The sequence below is a fragment of the Vescimonas fastidiosa genome (assembly GCF_018326305.1).
In the GTDB taxonomy this organism is placed as follows: domain Bacteria; phylum Bacillota; class Clostridia; order Oscillospirales; family Oscillospiraceae; genus Vescimonas; species Vescimonas fastidiosa.
On the sequence record NZ_AP023415.1, the window covers coordinates 1,143,855 to 1,168,813 of the forward strand.

Annotated in this window: 21 protein-coding genes, 1 tRNA gene and 1 riboswitch; of the genes, 4 read left to right on the forward strand and 18 right to left on the reverse strand. The window is 59.7% G+C overall.

What is annotated here, in order from left to right; all coding sequences use genetic code 11:
- Positions 1-14: 14 nt before the first annotated feature.
- The 18 genes from KI236_RS05575 to uvrB all read right to left on the reverse strand — a co-directional run bounded on the left by KI236_RS05575 (position 15) and on the right by uvrB (position 20,488).
- A complete protein-coding gene (locus KI236_RS05575; RefSeq protein ID WP_212820026.1) occupies positions 15-779 on the reverse strand; it encodes a DUF5986 family protein in 765 nt (254 codons plus the stop codon).
- 149 nt (positions 780-928) lie between these two features.
- Positions 929-1,004, reverse strand: a tRNA-Pro gene (locus tag KI236_RS05580).
- 567 nt (positions 1,005-1,571) lie between these two features.
- A complete protein-coding gene (gene metK / locus KI236_RS05585; RefSeq protein WP_212820028.1) occupies positions 1,572-2,756 on the reverse strand; it encodes a methionine adenosyltransferase in 1,185 nt (394 codons plus the stop codon).
- 99 nt (positions 2,757-2,855) lie between these two features.
- Positions 2,856-2,984, reverse strand: a riboswitch (SAM riboswitch).
- A gap of 200 nt (positions 2,985-3,184) precedes the next feature.
- Positions 3,185-3,964, reverse strand: coding sequence for a PhzF family phenazine biosynthesis protein (locus KI236_RS05590; RefSeq protein WP_212820031.1), 780 nt, complete (start codon positions 3,962-3,964; stop codon positions 3,185-3,187).
- Between the two features lie 12 nt (positions 3,965-3,976).
- Positions 3,977-4,657, reverse strand: coding sequence for a DUF2461 domain-containing protein (locus KI236_RS05595; protein ID WP_212820033.1), 681 nt, complete (start codon positions 4,655-4,657; stop codon positions 3,977-3,979).
- A gap of 427 nt (positions 4,658-5,084) precedes the next feature.
- Positions 5,085-6,275, reverse strand: coding sequence for a pyridoxal phosphate-dependent aminotransferase (locus tag KI236_RS05600; protein ID WP_212820035.1), 1,191 nt, complete (start codon positions 6,273-6,275; stop codon positions 5,085-5,087).
- A gap of 443 nt (positions 6,276-6,718) precedes the next feature.
- Positions 6,719-7,753, reverse strand: a complete 1,035-nt coding sequence (mreB, locus tag KI236_RS05605; protein WP_228738090.1) for a rod shape-determining protein — start codon at positions 7,751-7,753, stop codon at positions 6,719-6,721.
- Between the two features lie 136 nt (positions 7,754-7,889).
- Positions 7,890-8,831 carry an AEC family transporter gene (locus KI236_RS05610; RefSeq protein WP_212820039.1) on the reverse strand — a complete coding sequence of 314 codons (942 nt, stop codon included), beginning with the start codon at positions 8,829-8,831 and terminating at the stop codon, positions 7,890-7,892.
- 1 nt (position 8,832) lies between these two features.
- Entirely contained in the window at positions 8,833-9,513 is a 681-nt protein-coding gene (locus KI236_RS05615; protein WP_212820041.1) for a ComF family protein, read from the reverse strand.
- The gene (gene recD2, locus KI236_RS05620; RefSeq protein ID WP_212820043.1) at positions 9,510-11,720 is read right to left on the reverse strand and encodes an SF1B family DNA helicase RecD2; all 2,211 of its coding nucleotides are present in this window, start codon (positions 11,718-11,720) and stop codon (positions 9,510-9,512) included. The genes KI236_RS05615 and recD2 overlap by 4 nt, the downstream gene beginning before the upstream one ends.
- Before the next feature lie 12 nt (positions 11,721-11,732).
- Entirely contained in the window at positions 11,733-12,110 is a 378-nt protein-coding gene (locus tag KI236_RS05625; RefSeq protein ID WP_212820045.1) for a hypothetical protein, read from the reverse strand.
- Positions 12,107-14,935, reverse strand: coding sequence for an excinuclease ABC subunit UvrA (uvrA, locus tag KI236_RS05630; protein ID WP_212820047.1), 2,829 nt, complete (start codon positions 14,933-14,935; stop codon positions 12,107-12,109). The genes KI236_RS05625 and uvrA overlap by 4 nt, the downstream gene beginning before the upstream one ends.
- A 39-nt stretch (positions 14,936-14,974) precedes the next feature.
- Positions 14,975-15,319, reverse strand: a complete 345-nt coding sequence (locus tag KI236_RS05635; RefSeq protein ID WP_212820049.1) for a DUF2116 family Zn-ribbon domain-containing protein — start codon at positions 15,317-15,319, stop codon at positions 14,975-14,977.
- A gap of 249 nt (positions 15,320-15,568) precedes the next feature.
- A complete protein-coding gene (gene ybaK / locus KI236_RS05640; RefSeq protein ID WP_212820051.1) occupies positions 15,569-16,060 on the reverse strand; it encodes a Cys-tRNA(Pro) deacylase in 492 nt (163 codons plus the stop codon).
- Positions 16,061-16,071: 11 nt separating this feature from the next.
- Complete coding sequence (locus KI236_RS05645) at positions 16,072-16,782, reverse strand: TraX family protein (RefSeq protein WP_212820053.1); 711 nt, start codon at positions 16,780-16,782, stop codon at positions 16,072-16,074.
- Entirely contained in the window at positions 16,760-17,656 is an 897-nt protein-coding gene (locus KI236_RS05650; protein WP_212820055.1) for a DMT family transporter, read from the reverse strand. Before KI236_RS05650 ends, KI236_RS05645 begins: the two co-directional genes overlap by 23 nt.
- On the reverse strand, positions 17,653-18,306 hold the full coding sequence (locus KI236_RS05655; protein WP_228738091.1) for a DUF1643 domain-containing protein: 654 nt from the start codon (positions 18,304-18,306) through the stop codon (positions 17,653-17,655). Before KI236_RS05655 ends, KI236_RS05650 begins: the two co-directional genes overlap by 4 nt.
- Before the next feature lie 217 nt (positions 18,307-18,523).
- A complete protein-coding gene (gene uvrB, locus KI236_RS05660; protein ID WP_212820057.1) occupies positions 18,524-20,488 on the reverse strand; it encodes an excinuclease ABC subunit UvrB in 1,965 nt (654 codons plus the stop codon).
- Positions 20,489-20,797: 309 nt separating this feature from the next.
- Between uvrB and KI236_RS05665 the strand changes: the two genes are divergently transcribed.
- The 4 genes from KI236_RS05665 to KI236_RS05680 are packed head-to-tail and all read left to right on the forward strand — an operon-like array spanning position 20,798 to position 24,950.
- Positions 20,798-21,358, forward strand: coding sequence for an HrpE/YscL family type III secretion apparatus protein (locus KI236_RS05665; protein ID WP_212820059.1), 561 nt, complete (start codon positions 20,798-20,800; stop codon positions 21,356-21,358).
- Between the two features lie 12 nt (positions 21,359-21,370).
- Positions 21,371-21,892, forward strand: a complete 522-nt coding sequence (locus tag KI236_RS05670; protein ID WP_212820061.1) for a hypothetical protein — start codon at positions 21,371-21,373, stop codon at positions 21,890-21,892.
- 18 nt (positions 21,893-21,910) lie between these two features.
- Positions 21,911-23,641, forward strand: a complete 1,731-nt coding sequence (locus KI236_RS05675; protein WP_212820063.1) for a V-type ATP synthase subunit A — start codon at positions 21,911-21,913, stop codon at positions 23,639-23,641.
- Positions 23,642-23,651: 10 nt separating this feature from the next.
- Positions 23,652-24,950 carry a V-type ATP synthase subunit B gene (locus tag KI236_RS05680; RefSeq protein ID WP_228738092.1) on the forward strand — a complete coding sequence of 433 codons (1,299 nt, stop codon included), beginning with the start codon at positions 23,652-23,654 and terminating at the stop codon, positions 24,948-24,950.
- The last annotated feature ends 9 nt before the right edge of the window (positions 24,951-24,959 follow it).

The following is a 24,959-nucleotide window of genomic DNA, read 5'->3' on the forward strand; positions in this document are numbered from 1 at the left end:
ATATGGCCAATCTATTAGCCGTCTTTTTGAGCGGAAGTTTCCGAAGTCCGTCTTTCGGGTTTGCCTTTCTTGCGAGCCATAGCTTTGGCTGTAAGGGAAAGCCCGCGTCCGGGATTGTTCTCCGGTGCTGCAGGATCGGAAACTTTCTCTACAACAATACTCTCGTCGGCGTTAATGTACATAGACCAGTCGTGCTCGCTTCCCTGGGCAATGTCCAGGGAGGGAGTGACCATAACGGCACGGATATTTGTTAACCGATATCCCACTGTGTCAAATAACACCAGGACATGGTGGCGAACGATGTCGACGTTGCTTCCTAAATCTCGCAACAGCGTCTGAACTAATTCCGCAAGTCGTTCTTCGTCGGAGAACTCATGAGGAATGAGACAAAGCTGCCGTTGATCTGCCAAAAGATCCTGGTTGAACTGGCGAGCCATCATATCGATGTAGTGCATCCGTTTGCGTTGTCGCTGTCGCTTGCATAATTCTGTGAATCGTTTTTCCCGCATGAAGGTGAGAATGCATTGACTGGATTTTTCAAAAATCACCAACATCTCCCACGGACCACGATGCGCTTTTGCGATAGTGCAATCTTCTGTATCCAGTGTCTTAATAACATTGGTGTTCAGCAAATCCCAGATACGAGCGGGAACGCTGTTCCGAGTTTGGAGATCATTGCGCTGAATATCAGCTTGAATGTCGTCGCCGACAGCATCTTCCACGCAACGAACGATTTTGGCAATCAGGTCAGGAGAAAAGGAAATGATGTTCGTGTGCATACTGCACCTCCTCAGGAGTTGATGACTAAATTATAGGCGTTTTGCTTGAAAATGTCAAGACCTATATTTGAGAGCACCAATCAACCCCTGCGCCGCAATAGACAAAGAATAAGAAAATCCCTCTGAAATCAATGATTTCAGAGGGATTTTGGTCCGAGTGAGGTGACTTGAACACCCAACCTCGACATCCCAAATGTCGCGCCCTACCAGTTGAGCTACACCCGGATATTCACTTTTCTGTCATTATACCACGGCGGGGAGGAAAATCAAAGATTTTCTGTCTGTGGTCATTCCTGTGGTCAAAGCCGCTTTTGTGCCGTTTTCGGCGACCAGAGAAAAACCAGCAAACGCAGGCGCTGCAAGGCTTTGCGGCGTTTCGCCTCACCCTATCCCGGATACAACCACGGCACTCCCAAATGTCGCGCCCTACCAGTTGAGCCACACCCGGATATTCACTTTTCTGCCATGATACCACGGCGAGCGGAAAAAATAAAGATTTTCTGTCTGTAGTCATTTATGTGGTCAAAGCCGCTTTTGTGCCGTTTTCGGTAACCGGAGGAAAACCCGCTATCGCCCGTGCCGCAAGGCTTTGCGGGCTTTTGTCCAAGCCGCGCATGGATAGGGTCTACGCACTCCCAAACCAGGCGCGATACCAACTTCGCTATACCCGGATAAAGATACGCCGCCCGCTTCCGGGCGGCGTATCTACTATACCAGCTTTTTCTCCCGCTTGCAAGGGGAAAATTTGTCCTGTGGTCTTTTGAATTCCGGAGGCCTTTTCTCCCTGCCGGATTACAGCCCCAGCGCCGCCTTCAGCTCGTCCACCCGATCGGTCTTTTCCCAAGCCACGCCCAGGTCCTCCCGGCCCATATGGCCGTAGGCCGCCAGCTTACGGTAGATGGGCTTTTGCAGATCCAGATCGCGGATGATAGCCGTGGGCCGCAGGTCAAATACCTTCTCCACAGCTTCCTCCAGCTTATCGTCGGACACCTTACCGGTACCGAAGGTCTCCACCAGCACGCTTACGGGCCGGGCCACACCGATGGCGTAGGCCAGCTGCACCTGGCAGCGATCCGCCAGGCCCGCAGCCACTACATTCTTGGCCACCCAACGGGCTGCGTATGCGGCGCTGCGGTCCACCTTGGTGGGATCCTTGCCGGAGAAGGCGCCACCGCCGTGGGGTGCGCTGCCGCCGTAGGTGTCCACGATGATCTTGCGTCCGGTGAGGCCGCTATCGCCCTGGGGACCGCCGATAACGAATCGGCCGGTGGGGTTCACATAGATCTTGGTGTTCTCGTCCAGCAGATCGGCGGGCACGGTGGGCTTGATGACCAGCTGGATCATATCCTCGCGGATCTGCTCCAGAGATGCCTCCGCGGCGTGCTGGGTAGACAGCACCACGGTATCCACCCGAACGGGCTTGCCGCTCTCATCGTACTCCACGGTGATCTGGGTCTTGCCATCGGGACGCAGATAGTCCACCAGCCCCTGCTTGCGCACATCCGTCAGGCGCTTGGCCATTTTCTGCGCAATGGAGATAGCCAGGGGCATCAGCTCCGGGGTCTCATTGCAGGCGTAGCCGAACATCATACCCTGGTCGCCGGCGCCGTTGTCCAGAGCGGCATCGCCGGAGCTCTTCGCCTCCAGGCTTTTATCTACGCCCAGAGCGATGTCGCCGCTCTGCTCGTCGATATTGGTGATAACGGCACAGGTGTGGCCGTCGAAGCCGTACTTGGCCCGGTCATAGCCGATGTCCAGCACCACCTGGCGGGCGATCTTGGGAATGTCCACATAGCAGCTGGTAGTGATCTCACCCATAATGTGGATCAGGCCCGTGGAGGCGCAGGTTTCGCAGGCCACGCGGCCATGGGGGTCCTTCTCCAAAATCGCGTCCAAAACGGCATCGGAGATCTGATCGCAGATCTTATCGGGATGCCCCTCGGTAACGGATTCGGATGTGAATAATCTTCTTGCCATGATTTTTTGCTCCTTTTCGTATAAATTTTTGCAAATCCCCTTTTGGAGCTATGAAAAAAAACACGCTCCGGTATTCGACGGATCGTGCTTCAAAATCGCTCCTCATCTGTCGAAGGACGAATGTGGGACTATCACTTCCACATTCAGCATACTCGTCGGATTTGGCACCTTGCAATGCAGGTTGCCGTGGTTTCATCGGGCCGATCCCTCAACCACTCTTGATAAGGTATTCAGTTTATGGGTTTTGCTACATTATATTATAGGGCCGCCGCGGTACTTTGTCAATTCCGCAAGAAATAAACCTATATTTTGCACAAATACCAGCAGCAAAATCCATCTGAAACTATCTATATAACACATATTTTTTCGTAGTGACAAGAAAACAGCTGCGCGGGACGCCCTTTGCAGACATCCCGCGCGCCTGTCTGTCATTCAATGCAAATACCCGCCACGGAATACACCGCCGCCTTGCCGCTCATCCGGATCCGATCTCCCTCCCGGGTGCAGTAGAGCGTGCCGCCCCGCGGGCTGGCCTGGTAGGCGACCAGGCTGTCCTTGCCCAGCTTCTCCGCCCAGTAGGGCACAATATGGCAGTGTCCGGAGCCGCATACCGGGTCCTCGGCCACGTTGCACTTAGGCGCGAAGCTGCGGGATACGCAGTCCACGTCCTTGCCCGGAGCCGTCACGTGGAGCAGCAGGCCCTCCAGCCCGCGCACCTTTTCCTGGTCCACCGTCATCTTCCGCACGATCTCCTCGCTGCCGAACACGCACAGCAGGTCCCGGCCCATAAACGCCTTTTCCGGCATGGCGCCGCCCATGGCTGCCGCCATTTCCTCCGTCACCGGGACGGGCTTCAGCTCATAAGCCGGGAAATTCATCTCATACAGCTGGCCTTTTTTTGCCACCGTCAGGTCTCCGGACAGCGTGGTAAAGGTCACCTCCGTCCGGTCCTTTTCCACAAATGTCATGATCGCACAGGCGGTAGCCAGGGTGGCGTGGCCGCACAGGTCGATCTCCCCGCCGGGGGTAAACCACCGCAGGTAGTATTTCTCCCCCGCCTTCACGGCAAAGGCCGTTTCCGAGAGATTATTTTCCAGCGTGATCTTCATCATCGTGTTCTCGGGCAGCCACTTTTCCATCACGCACACGGCTGCAGGGTTTCCTGCAAACACATGGTCCGTAAAGGCATCTATCACATACTGTCGCATTTGTTTTCCTCCTTATTCCTCCGGTCTGCGGGCAACCGTGGCGCACAGGCCCGCAAAATACTTGTAAAAGGGCACCAGCAGCTTGAAATTCTCTAAAATCTCCTCCGCCAGCTCCGGCTGGAAAATCTTCTCGTCCAGGGGCAGCTCATGGGAAAGAGTAATGGATTTCTTCTGAAACCAGGGCCGCAGGCGGTCGCTGACCTCTCCCCTGCTACGGGCGTAGCTGTCGCCATTGAGGGTGAAAATGTCCTGCTTTTCAAAGCCCCGCACCAGCTTCTCAAATTTCGCCGGATGCGCCTGCAGATCCCGGCGAAATGCCTCCATCAGCTCCGCCGGAGCCTGCCAGAAGCCCATGCCGTAGCTGTAATACTCCGGCGCGATCTCGAAATAAAAGGTGGGCCGACCGGTCCAGTCCTTGTCCCCGGTGCGCACGCAGAACCACAGGTGGTCCTTGTAGGGGCCCCGACCGAAAAGCCGCCGGGCATCCCGATAAATGCGGCTTGTTTTCAGCATCAGCGGCTCCCGGGGCAGCATCGCCTGCACGCCCTCATAGACCTGCTCTCCCAGAGCCCGGGTGGGCTCCAAAAGCTGGGTCTGGTACTGCTGCTTATGCTCCAAAAACCAGCCCCGCTCATTGTTAAAGCGGATACCCCACATAAAGTCCACCGTCTCCTGTGTATAGCCCTGAAACATACGGCTCCCTCCTGTTTGATCTGTAAATTTATAATAAGTATATCCTTTATCGCGGCAAAAAACAAGGGGACATTCCCGGCAAAGTAATGTGTCATTGCGAAGTCAGTGACCGATGCCAGAGAAAATCGTCGAAGCACTACCCGTGCGGGAGGGGCAGAGCCCCTCCCCTACGCGCCACCAGAAAATCCACCGCACCCCATGCAAAAACCCTGTCATTGCGAAGCCAATGTACACACTGGCTGTGGCAATCCGTACTCCCCTGCGGGGATAACCTTTTCGGCGCACCGCACTCCTTGTATCGCGCCGGGTTTATACCGCAACTCTTGTAATTGCGCAGGGCGGGGTGCCCGCACCCCGCCGCATACACCGCCCCCACGCAAAAGGACGGACGCCCCACAAGCGTCCGTCCTTCCCAATTCTGCAAAAATTATCTGTTATTATAGGCCTGAATGCCCAGGGCCAGCAGGTCCATGGCCCGCTCCAGATCCGCCTGCTTGAGAACATAGGCAATGCGAATTTCGTTGATGCCCTTGCCGGGGGTGGCGTAGAATCCGCCGCCGGGGGCAAACATCACCGTGTCGCCGTGGTCGTCGAAGTGCTCCAGCAGCCAGATCTGGAACTTCTCCGCGTCGTCCACCGGCAGGGCGGCCATGGCATAAAACGCGCCCTTGGGGCACTCGCATACCACCCCGGGGATCTCCTGCAGCTTGCGCATCACCGTGTCCCGGCGGCGCTTGTACTCGTCCCGGACGGCGGCGAAATACGCCGGTCCCACATCGTACAGAGCGGCGGAGGCCACCTGGTCGATGGTGGGCACGCACAGACGGCACTGGGCATACTTCATGGCGTGGGCCATCAGCTCCTTATTCCGGGAAATGAGGCAGCCAATGCGTGCGCCGCAGGCGGAAAAGCGCTTGGAAACGGTGTCGATAACAATGACATTCTCCGCCGCGTCCTCAAATTCGCCCAGAGACTGCAGCGGCTCCCCGGCGTACACGAACTCCCGGTATGCCTCGTCGCCGATGATGAACAGGCCATGCTCCTTGGCAATGTCCACCATCATGCGCATCTCCTCCGGGGTCAGCACGGTGCCGGTGGGGTTGCCGGGGTTGGTACACATAATGGCCCGGGTATGCTCGTTGATCTCCGCCTCGATCTTCTTGCGGTCGGCGTAGTGGTAGCCCTCCTCGGGCTTGGTGGGAATGGGATGGATGGACGCGCCGCAGGTGCAGACCATGGTGTTATAGTTGGGATAAAACGGCTCGGGAATAAGAATCTCGTCCCCGTCGTCCAGAATGCAGTTCATGGCGATCTGCAGGGCCTCGGAGCCGCCGTTGGTAATGAGAATATCCTCCGGCGCAAAATGCATATTCAGCTTGGCATAGTAGCCGCGGATGGCCTCGATGAGCACCGGCATACCGGGGGACGGGGCATACTCCAGCACCGGCTGGTCAAAATGCTTCACCGCGTCAAAATAGGCCTTGGGCGTCTCAATGTCGGGCTGTCCGATGTTCAAATGATAGATTTTCTTGCCTTTTTCCTGGGCCGCCACCGCATAGGGATGGAACTTGCGCATGGGGGAAAGGCCGCACTTTTCCACTTTCGTTGAAAACTTCATATTAGCTCCTCCTATTTTTTTCACACGGAGAACCTCTCTCCACCTGTATCATACTCCGTCCGGCCATAAATAACAAGCCATAAATCCTCCAAAAAAGCGCCACAAGGGAAAAAACCTTGTGACGCTGAGACTGTCGAAAAACCCTCCGGGTTTTTCCGACAAAAGGATCGCAGTCTGCTGCGCGCATAATTTTGAGCCCTTGGCTCAAAATTCCACACTGGCAGCCTGAGAGGTATTTTCTCTCACGCACATGTCGCGAGAGAAAATGATTTTATTTCTTTGCCGCCTGCGGGCGGCAAACTCTGCGAGGCTTTTTGACGCAAAAAGCGCCACAAGGGAAAAACCCTTGTGGCGCTTTGTATTTTAATGAAACTTGTCATTGCCAGGCCGGTGCGCACCGGCTGTGGCAATCCGTTCTCTGCAGGATTTTTCGCCAGCAGCTTTTAGTTCATCTGCCGCCGACGGGACAGGTTCACCGTGCCGTCCTGCATAGCGTTCAGAGACTCCAGGCTCTTGCCGGTGCCCTCGGCCACGCAGGAGATGGCGTCCTCGGCCACCTGGGTGTGAATGCCGGTCCGGGCCTCCACCAGCTTGTCAAAGCCCTTTACCAGGCTGCCGCCGCCGGTCATGACGATGCCGTTGTTGGAGATGTCGCCCACCAGCTCCGGGGGGGTGCGCTCCAGAACGCTGTGGATAGCCTCCAGAATGCGCTCCACCGGCTCCTCAAAGGCCTCCAGCATCTCGGAGGCGTGTACGGTAATGGTCTTGGGCAGGCCCGTCACCAGGCAGCGGCCCTTCACATCAATACTGGCGTCCTCCTCCTGGGGATAGACGCAGCCGATCTCGATCTTCATCTGCTCGGCGGTGCGCTCGCCCACCAGCACATTGTGCTTGCGGCGCATATACTTCACCACGGCCTCGTTGAACTGGTCGCCGGCCACCTTGATAGAGGCAGATTCCACCACACCGGACAGGCTGATCACCGCAATATCGCTGGTGCCGCCGCCGATGTCCACCACCATGTGGCCGTCGGGCAGGGCGATGTCGATGCCCGCGCCGATGGCAGCCGCCACAGGCTCCTCAATGAGGTACACCCGCCGTGCGCCCGCCTGGATACCCGCATCCACCACGGCGCGCTCCTCTACCTCGGTGATGCCGGAGGGCACGCAGATAATAAGCCGGGGCTTAAAGAAGAAGCTGCTGCCGCCGGAAATTTTGCGCATAAACTCCTTGAGCATCCGCTCGGTCATGTCGTAGTCGGAGATAACGCCCTCCCGCAGGGGACGAATGGCCACGATGTTGCCGGGGGTACGGCCCAGCATGGCCTGGGCGTCGGCGCCCACCTTCAGCAGCTTGCCGCTGTTTTTGTCGATGGCCACCACCGACGGCTCGTTGAGCACGATGCCCTTGCCCTTCACATACACCAGAACGGAAGCCGTTCCCAAATCAATACCAATATCCTTTGCCCATGCACACATAGCTTTGCACCTCATCGTTTCGTCAAAATATGGTCGCGGCGAAATCCGCCGATTCTTACCTAAAGTAGTATTATAGAGTGTCTCTTTCCATTTTGCAAGGGATTCTCTTTCATTTTTTCAAATTGTTCCCGTTTATTTACAAAATAGTCACCAACAGCCACAGGGGCACCGTCACCGCCGCGCACAGGGTGGAGAGCATCACGCACCGGGTAGCCAGTCCCCAGTCCCCGCCGTACTGCCGGGTGAACAGGGCGCAGCAGCTCCCGCAGGGCATGGCCGAAAGCAGCAGCAGGGTCTGCCCCGCCGCCGTCAGCTCCCCTATGCACAGCCGCCAAAGTCCCAGCACCGCCGCCGGGATAAGGACCAGACGCAGGGCCGTCAGAGCCCATGCCTTCCCGTCCCGGACCAGGGCACGCAGATCCCCCTCGCCCAGCTGCGCCCCCACTAAAAACAGCACCATGGGCGCCGTGGCGTCCGCCGCCATAGACAAGGCCTTGGCCACAAATTCCGGCAGTCTCAGCCCCGTGGCAAACAGGAAAAAGCCTATGGCCACCCCCGCCAGTCCCGGGGATAACAGTCCCCCCAGGGCTGAGCGCCGGGGCCGGCCGCACCCGGTCTGGATCAGCAGAATGCCCACCGTGAAGATCAGCACATCGTTTACCAGCTCCACAACGGAGGCCAAAAACAGCATCTCCTCCCCCAGCAAAAGCCGGATAAGAGGCATACCGATGAGCCCTGTATTGGCAAAGGCGGCGGCAAAGAGGAGGATGCCCCCGGGCACACCTCCTATTTTACCCGCCTTCAGCCAGATCCATGCGCACGCCGCCCCCAGGGCAATGATTATCAGCGCCCACACCGCCGCCTGGCCCGCCTGCCGCACCAGCTCCCGGTCGGCCTGCACCCGAGCCATAGCATCCACCACCATGGCCGGCCACAGAAAATTCACCAGCACCGAGGACAGTCCCTCCACCTGCCGGCTCTGTAAAATTTTCTTTTTTGTAAAAAGGTAGCCCGGTATCGCCAGCAGCAGAAAAACGCCCACCGACGAGACCGCCTCCAAAAAAGCCCGGGTCTGCATCTTACTTCTTTTCCTCCGCAGCCGCCAGAGTCAGGCACAGCACCTCCTTGGCCCCGGCCTCCTTCAGCACCCGTACGCACTCGGCCAGGGTGGCTCCGGTGGTGCGGATGTCATCAATGAGCAGCAGCCGCTTCCCCGCGAACCGCTCCGGCTGCACCGGCTCGTATACGCCCAGCACATTGGCCCGGCGCTCCTCGTGGCTCTCCATGCCCGACTGGGCGGGGTTGTCCACCACCTTGCGCAGGGTCTCCAGGGGCTCCGTGTGCCAGTCCACGCACAGGGACGCAGCCAGATAGCGGGCCTGGTCAAAGCCCCGCTTTTTAAGCCGTTTTTTGCTCACCGGCACCCAGGTAACGGCGTCAAATTCGCCGGAAAAATTCTCCGCCGCGCACTGGGCCATCATCTGTCCGAAGCAGGACACGGCCCCCATTTTCCGCCCGAATTTGAAATCCAGAATGGCCTTTCGCACCGAACCGTCATAGTAGAGGGGCGCGGCGCACCGGGCAAAGCCCGCCTCCTCCACCGCCCGCTCTCCGGTATAGGGCAGGGATTTTTCACACTTATCACACAGCAGGTCCTTCCCCGTCACCGCCCCGCAAAAGGGGCACCGCCGCGGCAGGAAAAAGTTCAGTATACCCCGCTCCGCCTTGTCTAAGGCCTCGTTCAAGTCTGTTATGCTCACGCTTCCGTTCCTCCCTCTTTCAGTCTCCGCCGCAGGCCGCTGTACCGGCGCGTGCGGCGGTCGTTTTCCGCCATCTGTCCGGGAATGGTGTCGTCTCCTACCATAATCAGCAGCTCCCGGGCCCGGGTCATAGCCGTGTACAGCACCCCCCGCACCAGCAGTCCCGGCGCCGCCGGAGCTGCCAGCAGGATCACCGCCTTGTATTCGCTGCCTTGGGCCTTATGTACCGTAATGGCGTAGGCCATGTCCAGCTGATTCAGCATGTCCGCGGTGTAGCCCACGGTGCGGTCGTCAAACCGCAGGGTCATCAGCTCCCCAGAGGGGTCTATCTCCTCCACAGTGCCCACATCGCCGTTAAAGATACCGGTGCCCATGGTGCCGTCGTCCTTTTCCCACAGCACATCGTAGTTGTTTTTGGTCTGCATCACCCGGTCGCCCTCCCGGAAAATGAGGTCGCCGAACTGCTTTTCGTTCTTTGTCCGGGACGGCGGGTTCAGCGCCGCCTGGAGGCAGCGGTTCAGCTGCACCGTGCCGCACTCGCCCCTGCGGGTGGGGGTCAGCACCTGGATGTCCTCCGGGGCAATGCCCATTTTTTCCGGCAGCCGGGTCTTGCACAGCTCCACCACCGTGCTCACCATTCGCTCCGGCACCCGGCGGCACAGGAAGAAAAAGTCCCCTTGGTTGGTTTTCAGGTCCGGCCCGATGCCGCCGTTGACCAGGTGGGCGTTGCGAATAATATAGGACTTGTCCGCCTGACGGAAAACCTCTTTCAGGGCAACCAAAGGAACCCGTCCGCTGCGAATGAGATCGCTGAACACATTCCCCGCCCCCACCGAGGGCAGCTGATCCGCGTCGCCGATCATCACCAGCCTGCATCCGGGCCGCAGAGCCGAGAGCAGCGCCTGCATCAGCGGCAGGTCCACCATGCTCATCTCGTCCACCAGCACGGCCTCCGCCTCCAGGGGGTCGCTCTCCCCTTTTTTGTAGGTCACCCGGCCCGTCAGGTCGTTGTAGCTCATGCCCAGACACCGGTGGATGGTCTGAGCCTCCCGCTCACACAGCTCTCCCATTCGCTTGGCCGCCCGTCCCGTAGGGGCCAGGAGCAGAATGTCCAGTCCCATTTTTTCAAACAAATGCACAATGGCCCGGGTCGCCGTAGTCTTACCCGTGCCGGGTCCGCCGGTGAGCAGCAGCACCCCGGACCGGGCCGCAAGGGTCACCGCCTCCCTTTGCAGCGGCGCATAGCGGATACCCTGGGTCATTTCCATTTCCTCAATGACACCGTCCACGCCCCGGACCTTTCCATAGGGGAAGCGCAGCATGCTCAGCAGCTTATTTGCCACAAAGCACTCCGCCTCATATAGCTCCGGGGTGTAGCAACCCAGGACACCCGCCACCTGCTCCTGGCGGATGGCTCCCTGCTCCACCATGGTATCCAGGCACATCTCCACCCGGTCCGGCGGCAGACCGATCAGCTGTGCCGCCGCCCACAGGAGCTTTTCCCGGGGCAAAAACACATGGCCGTTTCCCTGGTTGTGCTGCAATTCATACAGCAGCGCCGCCTGGGTGCGGCAGGGGCTGTCGCCGTCAAAGCCCATGCTCAGGGCCATCTCGTCCGCCCGGGAAAATTCCACCCCGAAGCTCTGCCCGGCGAGCAGATACGGGTCCTCCCGGAGCCTTTGCAGGGCCTGGGCCCCATAGACCCTATGGGCCTGCACCGCCAGATGCACCGGCAGGTCATACCGGGCCATAAACTCCATGGTCCGCCGCAGGCCCGTCAATTCCCGAAATGCCTTGGATAGTTCCATGGCCTTTTTGGCTGTAATGCCCTTTATTTGGCTGAGTCGCTCCGGCTCCTCCTCCAGCACCCGGAGCGTGTCCGTACCGAATCGCTCCACCAGCCGCTCCGCCGTGGCCTGTCCCACCCCCTTGAGGATGCCGGAGGCCAGATAGCTGACGATCTCCTCTTCCTCCCGGGGCATACGCCGCTCCACCTGCTCGCAGGTGATCTGGGGCCCGTACAGCGGGTGGGTGATCCACACCCCCGTAACGGTCATTCCCTCGCCGGGGGCGGCATAGGGGATGCACCCCACCACCGTCACCACCTCTCCCTGCTCCGTCAGCAGGGAGAGCACCGTGTACCCGTTTTCCTCATTCTGGAAGACCACCGACTGTACGGTTCCCTCCACTGTGCATCGCTCACCCATGGCTTATCCTCTCTACTCTATGATCCGGTCCAGCTCACCCCGGTCCAGCACCATGATTTTATCAAACCGCTGCGCCAGCAGCTGCACCCGCCGCGCTCCCTCTGCCGTGAGGCCGCAGTCCACCACGGCAATTTCCGCCGATCGCCCCAGCTGGGCCCGCACCTCCAGCAGTGCCCGGACCCAGCCCTCCAGGGCCTCTGCGCCGCCGCAGGCAGGCAGCACCAGCACCGCCGGCACCTCCGGAGGCCGTCTGCGCAGGAGTACCCCCGTCACCAGCCACACCAGGGCCGCAATGCCCACCGCCGCTAAAAACGCCAGCACGCCGTTTCCCATCCAGTCCACCGTCATCACCTCACACCAGTGTATGCCAGGCGAAGGCAATGGGGTCATTTCTCCAGCACCTTTTTCAGGTATTGCCCGGTATAGGACTTTTCGCACCGGGCCACCTCCTCCGGTGTGCCCACCGCCACGATCTCGCCGCCGCCTACGCCCCCCTCGGGGCCCAGGTCGATGAGCCAGTCCGCGGACTTGATCACATCCAGGTTATGCTCGATGACCAGCACCGTATTTCCTCCGTCCACCAGCCGCTGCAAAACCTCCAGCAGCTTCTTCACATCCTCCGCATGGAGGCCCGTGGTGGGCTCATCTAAGATGTAGAAGGTACTGCCCGTGGACCGCCGGGAAAGCTCCGTGGCCAGCTTCACCCGCTGGGCCTCTCCGCCGGAGAGGGTGGTGGAGGACTGGCCCAGCTTCACATAGCCCAAGCCCACATCCATCAGCGTCTGCAGCTTCTCCGCGATCCTCGGCAGGGCCGCGAAAAACGGCAGTGCCTCCTCCACGGTCATGTCTAGTACCTGGGAGATGTTTTTCCCCTTGTAGCGCACCTCCAGGGTCTCCCGGTTGTAGCGCTTGCCGTGGCATACCTCGCAGGGCACATATACATCCGACAAAAAGTGCATCTCGATCTTCAGCAGACCGTCGCCGCAGCAGGCCTCGCACCGACCCCCCTTGGTGTTAAAGGAGAATCGCCCCGGCCCGTAGCCCCGGGCCTTGGCCTCCTGGGTGGAGGCAAAGAGATTCCGGATTTCGTTGAACAGATTGGTATAGGTGGCGGGGTTAGACCGGGGCGTCCGCCCGATGGGGCTCTGGTCGATGCCCACCACCTTGTCCAGATACTCCATGCCTGTAATTTTCTTGTGCTTTCCGGGATGGGCCTTCATACGGTTCAGCTCCACCCCCAGCTTTTTATAGAGAATTTCATTGACCAGGGAGCTTTTCCCGCTGCCGGAGACCCCCGTCACGCAGGTGAAGGTCCCCAGAGGAATAGAAACATCAATATCTTTCAGATTATGCTCCGCAGCCCCGTATACAATGAGGTTGTGCCCGTTGCCCTTTCGCCGCACCGATGGCACCGGGATAGACCGCTTCCCGGACAGATACTGTCCCGTCAGGGAATCCGGATTCGCCATGACCTCCTCCGGGGTCCCGGCGGCCACCACCCGGCCCCCATTGCTGCCCGCTCCGGGGCCGATGTCGATGAGGTAGTCCGCCGCGCGCATGGTGTCCTCGTCGTGCTCCACCACAATGAGGGTGTTGCCCAAGTCCCGGAGATTCCGCAGGGTAGAGAGCAGCTTGTCGTTATCCCGCTGGTGCAGTCCGATGGACGGCTCATCCAAAATATACAGCACCCCCATAAGGCTGCTGCCGATCTGTGTGGCCAGCCTTATCCGCTGGCTCTCGCCGCCGGAGAGGGTCCCGCTGGACCGGGAGAGGGTCAGGTATCCCAGTCCCACCGACTGCAAAAACCGCAGCCGGGACCGTATCTCCTTCAATATCTGCGCCGCGATGATCTGCTGGGTCTCCGTCAAAACCAGCCCGTCAAAAAACTCGATGGCCCGGTCCACAGACAGGTCCGTTACCCGGTAGATGGACATATCCCCCACCGTCACCGCCAGGGCCTCCGGCCGCAGCCGCTGCCCCTGGCAGGCCGGGCAGGGACACTCGCCCATGTACTCCTCCAGCTCCTTGCGGCTGGCGTCGCTCTGGGTGTCCCGGTAACGCCGCTCCACATTGTTGGCCAGGCCCTCAAAGGCCTGGTGCAGCACGCCCTTGCCCCGGGGCTGGTCGTAGTGCAGCTCCAGCTTCTCCTCCCCGGTGCCGTAGAAAATGACCTTCTTCACCTCCGGAGATAAATTCTTCACCGGTGTCCGCAGGTCAAAGTGATATTTTTTCGCCAGGGCCTCAAAATACATCCGGCTGATGCCGTCGGAGCGGATGGAGTTCCACCCGCTGGCCACCACCGCCCCGTCCAAAATGGACAGGTTTTCGTCCGGTATAATCAGCGCTGGGTCCGCCTTCAGCTGCATCCCCAGGCCCATGCAGGTGGGGCAGGCGCCAAAGGGGCTGTTAAAGGAGAACATCCGGGGCGTCAGCTCCTCAATGGAGATGCCGCAGTCGTCGCAGGCATAGTTCTGGGAAAATTGCAGATCCCGCTCCTCCCGCAGGAGGTTCACCGTCACCAGTCCTCCGCTCTGCCCCGCCGCCGTCTCCACGGAGTCCGTCAGCCGCTGGCGGATGTCGGGCCGGACAATGAGCCGGTCCACCACGATCTCCACCGTGTGCTTTTTGTTCTTCTCCAGGGGGATTTCTTCCGTCAGCTCGTAGAGGTGTCCGTCCACCCTTACCCGGGAAAAGCCGCCCCGCCGGGCGTCCTCCAGCACCTTGGTGTGCTCCCCCTTGCGTCCCCGCACCACCGGGGCCAGCACCTGGATGCGGGTCCCCTCGGGCAGAGCCAGAATCTGGTCGATGATCTGGTCCACCGTCTGCTGGCGTATCTCCTTGCCGCACTTAGGGCAGTGGGGCACGCCCACCCGGGCCCACAGCAGCCGGAAATAGTCGTAAATCTCCGTCACCGTACCCACGGTGGACCGGGGATTCTTGCTGGTGGTCTTTTGGTCAATGGAAATCGCCGGGGAAAGCCCGTCGATGTAGTCCACATCGGGCTTATCCATCTGCCCCAAAAACATCCGGGCATAGCTGGACAGGCTCTCCACATACCGCCGCTGTCCCTCGGCATAAATAGTGTCAAAGGCCAGGGAGGACTTGCCGCTGCCGGAAAGCCCCGTCATCACCACCAGCTTGTCCCGGGGAATGGTCACATCAATATTCTTGAGATTATTCTCCCGTGCGCCCTTAACAAAAATATGATCCTGCATGGTTTCTCCTTTGCGCTGAAAAAGATATAGGCTCTCGGCTCAAATGAGTCCTACCCATATTCCGACTGCTATCAATACTATACCTGCTATTCTGCCTGCGGTCTTTGCCCTTTTGTACCCCAAAAAAGCAATGGTCTCCGGCGTGGTAAACGGCAGTAAAAACACAACAATCCCCATTATTATAACGCCGATTCCCACCATAAAAACGCTCTTTGTAAACGCGCTGACCGCAATGACCAATAGGCCTAAGACTATACCGCCCGCAAAATACTTGATTCTGCGTTCATCCTTCTCATTTTCATCCTTATAGCTTTTCTCGCACCCATCGCTGCAAAAATCCAGCTCACCCTTAACTTCTTTCCCACAATATCCGCACTTTTTCATATCCATTCCTCCGTTGGTCCCCAAACTCATACCCGCATGTTCCCATCCGTAGGGGCGACCCTCGCGGTCGCCCGCCCCACCGAGCTCCTTGTAACCTTCCGTAGGGGCCGATGCCTACATCGGCCCGCCTACCGTGCCCCTTGTAACCCATCCGTAGGGGCGGACGACTCTGTCCGCCCGCTCCACACGCATCTTGTAACGGTGTCATTGCGAGGGCGCTCTGCGCCCGTGGCAATCCGTTCTCCTCTTTCACTCCACAATAAGGTCCGCCGTCCCGGCCCGCAGCAGCGCCATCAGGTCCTTGGGGTCGCACACCACCTGGTATCCGATCTTTCCCGCCGAAACCGCCACCTGGGAAAGGCTCTCCGCCGTCTCGTGAAACACCGTGGGAAACTGCTTTTTCATTCCCACCGGGCTGCACCCGCCGTGTACATAGCCCGTAAGCGGCAGCAGCTCCTTCTGGGGCAGCATGGCAACGGACTTCTCCCCCACGGCCCGGGCCGCCTTCTTCAGGTCCAGGTTCTCCTCCACGGGGATGTCAAACACATAGTATCCCCCGGACGCGCCCTTGCACACCAGGGTCTTAAACACCATCTCCGGCTCCAGCCCCACGGCCCTTGCCACGCTGACTCCGTCGATGGCGTCCCCCTCTCCGTGGGGATAGGTCTTTGCCGTGTAGGCGATCTTCTTCTGCTCCAAGGTGCGCATCACATTGGTTTTTTCCTCTTTATTCTTTGCCATAATGCTCCTCCTTATGTCAAGGTCCGAATTCCCTCCAGCACCAGCAAATGGGCCGGATAAAACACATAAAATGCCCGGCGCAGGCCCTTCGGCCCCGCCTGCCCGTTATAAAGCCAAATCACCGGCAGCGCCGCCACGGCGAAGATCTGTATAGGCATCTCCCCGCCGAAAACCGGCATGGTCAGGCTCCCCATGCCCAGTCCGTTCACCGCCGCCATAGCCAGAAGCAGCCACAGCCGCGCAAGCCTTCCGTCCCGGCAAAGGTACAGCAGCGCCACGGTCACCACGCCCCAGCCGCCGTAGTCTGTCCTTAGCAGCTCCCCGGCGGCAAAGCCCGCCGCCAGCACCAATCCGCAGCCCGCCCAGCGTCCGAAGCCCCGCTCCCGGCCCAGTGCCTCCAGTCCCCGGAGCATTAGCAGCGCCAGGCAAAAAGTGAACAGCACATTTTGCCGCGCCGGGTCGAAAACCACCCCGTTTTCCAAGTTAAACGGTAGCTCCGACACCACCGCCAAAATTGCCAGCCGCCGGAAATATCTCCCAAAATCCCGGGTATGGGCGTAGCCCTCGGCGATAAAAAACGCGAAAATGGGAAACGCCAGCCGCCCCACGCACCGCAAGGCCAGCACCTCCGGCAGCAGGATCGCCCCCACATGGTCCGTGAGCATCAGCGCCGCCGCGATACCCTTCAGCGCCCCGCCGTCAAGCCCTCTGCTTCGCTCCATCCGCTTCCTTTCCGCTTGCCAGCAGCATCACCGCGCCCAGCACACACGCAACGCCCAGGATCATCCACCCGGTCATCCTCTCGTGAAACACCACCACGCCCATCAGCGACTCCACCACCGGCTCGATGTTGGTGATGATGGACGCCCGGCCGCTCTCCACGCCCTCCAGGCCCTTGGTATACAGGTAATACGGCAGCGCCGTGGACAGCACTATCACCAGCACGCACCCCAGCGCCCCCTTAGGCTGCCGCAAAATCGGCCCCAAGGCCGAAAAGTCCGCCAAAAGCACCGACCCCAGCCCTGCCACCAAAAAGGTCCAGTAGATCATGGTGTAGCTGCTGTAGTGGGCCATGCCGTAGTGGGCGAACACCGTGTAGCTGGCATAGCACAGTCCCGAGGCCACCCCCAGGGCGATGCCCGGCAGGGAGGCTGTAGCGCCCCCGCCCAAAACGCCGCTGACCAGCACGCAGCCCACCAGCGAAATGCCCAGGGCCGCCAGCTTCCGCCCCGTGAGGGGCGTTTTCCACAGCACCGCCGAGATAAGCACCACAAACGACGGCGCCAGGTAGAGCAGGATCGCCGCCACCGACAGGGAGCATAGGGTCTGACACTGGAAATACACAATGCTTAAAAGCAAAATGCTCACCAGCCCCGACCCCAGGAAAATAGGCAGGTGCCTTAGCTTAATGCGAAATACCTCCCGGTGCAGCAGGCCGAATACCACCGTCAGCACCACCAGCGTTCCGAAGTTACGCACGAACACCCGGTTTCCCAGACCCATGCCCATCTGGGTCAGCATGCGGTTAGACAGCCCTATGCAGCCCCAGCAAATACCGCTGAGCAAGATAAATATGTACGAAATGCTTTTTTTCATAAAACGCCTCCGCGTTTTCTACTTTTCTTTGCAGCCGGCCGCCGGGCCGCATATTCCTCCACCGGAAAGTCCTCGATCCGGCTGTCCGCACGCAGATACAGCGGATGGTGGGGATGTCCCGCCGCCGAAACCCGTCCGCACTTCACCCACCGGGCCCCATGCTCCTGGCCAATGGCAATCATCTCCTGCAGGCAGTCCCAAAGGTAGTCCCGCTTTTCGATGACGGTCCCCCAGGCCGCCCACACCGTGGGCCGCTCCGAAAGGGACAGAATGTAGTCAAAGGCCCGCATATTTTCCCGGTGCAGCTCGTCATTCAAGACCCACTCCATGTCATCCGGCGAGGTAGCCCGCTGAGCGTATACATTGAACATGATAAAGGAATCAAATCCGTTCCCCAGGGCGATCCGCTCCACGCTCTTGAGGGTGGGGTCCAGGGCCCCGGGTCGGGCGGTGGAGGGGTTGATGCCGATGCAGATCAGGGGGTTTTCCCCCCGGGTCCCCAAAATATATCGGTACTCCGTGTAGGTGTTCGGCACGAACAGCCATTTCTCCACATCGTATTCCTGGCTGGGCTCCAGAGCCCGCCGGAGCTGCCCGTCAAAGCCGATGTCCCCCAGCGTGCGTATGTCCATAGTCGGTATGTGCTGCATAGTTTCTCTCTTTCTTTATAAGCGTACCTAAAAAGCCTCGCAGAGTTTGCCGCCCGCAGGCGGCAAAAAATTGGGATCATTTTTCACCGCGACATGTGCGTGGGGAAAAATACCGCTCAGGCTGCAAGTGTAGAATTTTGCCGCTTGCGGCAAAATTATGCGCGCAGCAGACTGCAATCTTTTTGGCAGAAAAATCGAAGATTTTTCGCCAGGTCCTTTATTTCTGACCCCGCAGCTCAATGATTTGGTCGCGGAGCAATGCGGCGTATTCAAACTCCAGCATCTTGCTGGCTTCCTTCATTTCCTTCTCCAGGCGGCGAATGGTCTCCTCCCGCTCCGCCTCCGTCAGCTTGCGGCGGGCCTTCTTATTCTCCTCCTCCGCCGAGTGGGAGATCTCCAGCACCTTTCGCACGCTCTTGCGAATGGTTTTCGGCACGATACCGTGGGCCTTGTTGTACTCGTCCTGCTTTTTCCGGCGGCGCTCCGTCTCCGTAATAGCCGCCTTCATAGACGGGGTAACGGTGTCCGCATACAGCACCACCAGCCCCTCGGCATTTCGGGCCGCCCGGCCGATGGTCTGAATGAGGCTGGTCTCGCTGCGCAAAAAGCCCTCCTTATCCGCATCCAGAATGGCCACCATGGACACCTCCGGCAGGTCCAGGCCCTCCCGCAGCAGGTTAATGCCCACCAACACATCGAATTCGCCCAGCCGCAGGTCCCGTATCAGCTCCATTCGCTCAATGGTGGCGATGTCCGAGTGCATATACCGCACCCGCAGGCCCAGGCCCTTCATGTGCTCTGTCAGGTCCTCGGCCATGCGCTTGGTAAGGGTCGTCACCAGCACCCGCTCGTCCCGGTCCGCCCGGACCCGTATCTCTGCCACCAGGTCGTCGATCTGCCCGGTAACGGGCCGCACCTCCACCCGGGGGTCCAGCAGGCCCGTGGGCCGGATCACCTGCTCCACGATCTGGTCTGCGCCGTTTCTTTCGTAGTCTCCCGGTGTGGCCGAAACCAGCACCACCTGGCGAAACCGCTCCTCAAACTCCTCGAATTTAAGGGGTCGGTTATCAAACGCGCAGGGCAGCCGGAACCCATAGTTCACCAGGCTCTCCTTCCGGGCCCGGTCGCCGTTATACATGGCCCGCACCTGGGGCAGGGTAACATGGCTCTCGTCCACAAACAGCACGAAGTCCTCCGGAAAGTAGTCCAGCAGCGTCATAGGCGGCGAGCCCGGCTCCCGGCCGGAGATGACCCGGCTGTAATTCTCAATGCCCGTGCAGTAGCCCAGCTCCCGCATCATCTCCACATCGTACCGGGTCCGCTGGTCAATGCGCTGGGCCTCCACCAGCTTGCCGTTGTCCTCGAAAAACTTCTTCCGCTCCGCCAGCTCCCGCTCGATTTCCTCCGTAGCCCGGGCCATTTTCTCCTTGGTGGTCACATAGTGGCTGGCGGGGTAAATGGCCACATGGTCAATGATTCGCTGGGCCTGACCGGTAACGGGGTTAAACTCGCTGATGCGGTCCACCTCATCCCCGAAGAACTCCACCCGGATGGCGTATCCGTTGGCATACACCGGATAAATCTCCACCGTGTCCCCCCGGACCCGGAACATATTCCGCTCAAAGGCCACATCGTTGCGCTCATAGCGAATTTCCACCAGCTTGCGCAGCAGCTGGTCCCGGGGGTACTCCTTCCCCCGGCGCAGGGAGATGACCATGTTGGCATAGTCAATAGGGTCGCCCAGACCGTAAATGCACGACACCGAGGCCACCACGATCACATCCCGCCGCTCAAAGAGAGCCGCCGTGGCGCTGTGGCGCAGCCGCTCGATCTCGGCGTTGATGGATGCGTCCTTTTCAATAAAGGTGTCCGTGTGGGCGATGTACGCCTCCGGCTGGTAGTAGTCGTAGTAGGAGACGAAATACTCCACCGCATTCTCCGGGAAAAACTCCCGGAACTCCTCGCAAAGCTGGGCCGCCAAGGTCTTGTTGTGGGCCAGCACCAGGGTAGGCCGCTGGACCTTTTCGATGACCTTGGCCATGGTGTAGGTCTTGCCGCTGCCGGTGACGCCCAGCAGCACCTGCTGGCGCAGCCCCGCCTCCAGCCCCGCCGCCAGCTTCTCAATGGCCTGGGGCTGGTCGCCGGAGGGGGTATATTCAGATACAACTTTGAATTCTGGCATGGTATTCTCCCGTAATAGCCTTAATAGTACCATCGATTAACAAGGACAAACACGCTTGTCAATCGATGGTATGGTATCTTACTATTATACAGCAATTATAAAATATGTAAATAAGAAATTGAAAACAAATGTTCGTCTTTTTCTCTTTATGTTTCCCTATAAGATATGCCCCTGCCTGTTATCTGTAATTCGTATAAAAAATTCGCAAAAAGTAATTGCATATTTTTTGGGGAAACATTATAATAGCAAGCATGTACACATTTGGCAAACGCAAGCCATCGACCAATCTATACAAGAAGGTGATAACTTATGGAACTGCAAATTCAGGATCTTGTTTCTTCCATCAAAAAAGACGGCATCGACAGCGCCAATAAAGAGGCCGCCGTCATCCTGACCGATGCTAAAAAGCAGGCTGACGCCCTTCTGGCCGAGGCCCGGAAAGAGGCGGACAAGCTGCGCCAGGATGCCCGGGACGACGCCGAGGTGTTTAAGAGCAGTGCCCTGCTCAGTGCCCAGCAGGCCAAGCGCGACGCCGTTCTGGCCTTCAGCCAGGCGGTGCAGAAGGAGTTTGAAAAGCTGCTGGCCTCCGATATAAGCAAAGCGCTGGATGAAAAGGCCCTGGCCGACCTCATTCGCGCCGCCCTCCGGGGGGAGGACCCCGCCGCCTATGCCGCCGAGGTCTCCCAGGTCACCGACGGCATCCGTGCCGAGCTTGCCCGGGAGCTGGAGGCGGGGCTGGAAATTCGCCCGTCTAAGAAGGTGGGGGCCGGGTTCCGCCTGGCCGCCAAGGACGGCTCCGGCTATTTCGACTGCTCTCAGGAGGAGATCGCCCGGATGCTCGACCCCTTCTTCCGGGACACACGCCTGTAAGGGGGTGCCTGCGTGGCTTCCTATTACTATCTCATCTCCAGCCTCCCCATGCTGCGCACCCGAGGCGAGCCGCCCATGGACTACGCCGAGTTTCTGCGCCAGTGCCGCACAGCGGTGAGCCCCGGGGTCTATGAGACTCTGGCCACCCTCACGGTCAGCGCCGACCACGGCCCCTTCCTTTCCCAGTGGGCCGAGTTCTATCAGTCCCTTTCCCGGGAGCTGACCTACCAGCGCAGCGTGAAGCTGGGCCGCCCCTGTCCCGCGCCCTACAACCGGGACCCGGGCATCGTCCGGGCGGTGTCGGAGGCGGTCAACGCCGAAAACCCCTTAGAGGGGGAGCAAATTCTGCTGGACCTGGAGTTTCGCCGGTTAGACGGCATGATCGGCCTGCACAATTTCGACGACCACGCCCTCTATGGCTACGCCATGAAGCTGCAGCTACTGGAGCGGCAGCGTCTGTTCCGGCGAGAGGCGGGCAAGCGGGCCTTCGACGGCCTGGCCGCCCACATCCGTCAGCAGATCCCCAGCCTATAACGAAACAGGAGAATCAAAATGGACAAAGTGACAGGATATGTGACCGGGGTCAACGGAAATCTGGTATCGGCCAGCTTTTCCGGCTCCGTGCGCAAAAATGAAGTGGGCTATGTCCTGGTGGGCGATGACCGGCTCAAGGGCGAGGTCATCCGCGTCAACGGCGACACAGCCAGTATGCAGATTTATGAAATGACGGGCGGCATCCGGGTAGGTGATCCGGTGGAGCTCTCCGGGGAGCTGATGAGCGTAGAGCTGGGTCCGGGCCTGCTGACCCAGGTGTACGACGGCCTGCAAAACCCCCTGCCCCAGCTTGCCGAAAAGTGCGGCTTCTTCCTGCAGCGGGGCGTGTACCTGGACCCCATCCCCAATAAGGATTGGGAGTTCACCCCCCGGGTAAAGCCCGGTGACTCCGTCTCCGCCGGTGATGCGGTGGGCAGCGTGCCCGAGGGCCTGTTCACCCACCTGATCATGGTGCCCTTCGGCCTCAAGGGAGACGACTGGAAGGTCAAGTCCGTCCGGGAAAAGGGCGTTTATAATGTCCGCGACACCGTGGCGGTGCTGGAAAACGGGAGCGGCGAGGAAAAAGAGCTGACCATGGTCTTTTCCTGGCCCGTAAAGCAGCCCATCCGCTGCTACGAGGAGCGTCTGCGCCCGGATGAGACCCTGGTGACCCAGCTCCGCTGCATCGACACCTTCCTCCCCGTGGCCAAGGGCGGCACCTTCTGCGTGCCCGGTCCCTTCGGCGCCGGCAAGACCGTCCTGCAGCACATGGAGGCCAAGAACGCCGATGTAGACATCGTCATCGTGGCCGCCTGCGGTGAGCGGGCCGGCGAGGTGGTGGAGGTGCTTACGGAGTTCCCCGAGCTGGTGGACCCCCGCACGGGCCGCTCCCTTATGGAGCGCACCATCATCATCTGCAATACCTCCTCCATGCCCGTAGCCGCCCGAGAGGCTTCGGTGTACACCGCCGTGACCATGGCCGAGTATTACCGTCAAATGGGACTGGATGTGCTGCTTTTGGCCGACTCCACCAGCCGCTGGGCCCAGGCCATGCGTGAAATGAGCGGCCGTCTGGAGGAGATCCCCGGCGAGGAAGCCTTCCCCGCCTATCTGGAGTCCGTCATCGCCTCCTTCTATGAGCGGGCCGGCAAGGTCCGTCTGAAGGACGGGAAGATCGCCTCCGTCACCATCGGCGGCACCGTTTCCCCCGCCGGCGGCAACTTTGAAGAGCCCGTGACCCAGGCAACGCTGAAGGTGGTGGGCGCCTTCCACGGCCTTTCCCGTGAGCGCTCCGACGCCCGTAAATACCCCGCCATCCACCCCATTGACTCCTGGTCTAAGTACACGGGCGTGGTGGACGGCGCGCGTGTGGAGCAGGCCCGGGCCATCCTCCGCCGCAGCAACGAGATCAATCAAATGATGAAGGTCATCGGTGAGGAGGGCACCTCCGCCGAGGACTATATCATCTACCAAAAGGGCGAGCTGCTGGACGCCGTGTACCTGCAGCAAAACTCCTTCGACCCCATCGACGCGGCCTGTGGCCCCGACCGGCAGAGACACGAGTTTGCCGTGCTCTACGATGTCCTGACCCGCCGCTTCGACCTCAGCGACAAAAAAGAGATCCGCGCCTTCTTCAACCAGGTCCGCCAGGAGTTTTTGGACTGGCACAACACCCAGTTCGAGACCCCCGAGTTCCAGGCCCAGGAGCAGCGGCTCAAGGATTTCTACCTGAGCAAGGCGCTGGATTGAGAGGTGAACCATGATGCAGAAAGTTTATACGAAAATTGAGTCCATCGTGGGCAATGTCGTCACCGTCCGTGCCTCCGATGTCCGCCTGGGCGACCTGGCCCTGGTGGGGGAGAGCTACGCCAATGTCATCAAGCTGGATAAGGACCTGGTGACCCTTCAGGTGTTCAGCGGCACCCAGGGCGTCAGCACCACCGACTCCGTGCGATTTTTGGGCCGCCCCATGATGGTCTCCTTCTCCGACCATCTCTTAGGCCGCATCTTCGACGGCGCCGGTGTCCCCCGGGATAACGGCCCGGCCCTGACGGAGAACATGATCTCCATCGGCGGCCCCTCCGTGAACCCCTCCAAGCGTATCGTCCCCGACAAGATGATCCGCACCGGCATTCCCATGATCGATGTGTTCAACACTCTGGTGGAGAGCCAGAAGCTGCCCATTTTCTCCGTCTCCGGCGAGCCGTACAACCAGCTTCTCTCCCGCATCGCCATGCAGGCCCAGGTGGACATCATCGTCCTGGGCGGCATGGGCCTGAAGTACGACGACTACCTGTTCTTCCGGGACACTCTGGAAAAGAGCGGTGCCATGGGCCGCACGGTGATGTTTGTCCACACCGCCTCCGACCCCACCGTGGAGTGTACCCTGGTGCCGGATATGGCCCTGGCCGTGGCCGAGCAGTTCGCTCTCAGCGGCAAGCGCGTCCTGGTCCTGCTGACGGATATGACCAACTACGCCGATGCCCAGAAGGAAATGGCCATCACCATGGAGCAGGTGCCCTCCAACCGCGGCTATCCCGGCGACCTCTATAGCTGCCTGGCCTCCCGCTATGAAAAGGCCGTGGACTTCGGCGATGCCGGCTCCATTACCATCCTGGCCGTTACCACCATGCCCGGCGACGATGTCACCCACCCGGTGCCCGATAACACCGGCTATATCACCGAGGGCCAGTATTACCTGAAAAACGGCCACATCGAGCCCTTCGGCTCCCTGTCCCGTCTGAAGCAGAATGTCAACGACAAGACCCGCAGCGACCACCGGGCCCTGATGGACGGCATGATCCGCCTGTACAGCGCCTACAGAGAGAGCCTGGAGAAAAAGTCCATGGGCTTTATGATGTCCGAGTGGGACGAAAAGCTGCTGAAATACGGCCACCTCTTTGAGACCAAGCTGATGGACCTGCGTGTGAATATCCCCCTGGAGGAGGCGCTGGACCTGGGCTGGGAGATTTTGGCCCAGTGCTTTGAGCCCAATGAAACGGGCCTGAAATCCAGTCTCATTCAGGAGAGATGGCCCAAGCCCTCCGCCGCAGAGTAAGGGGGCGCC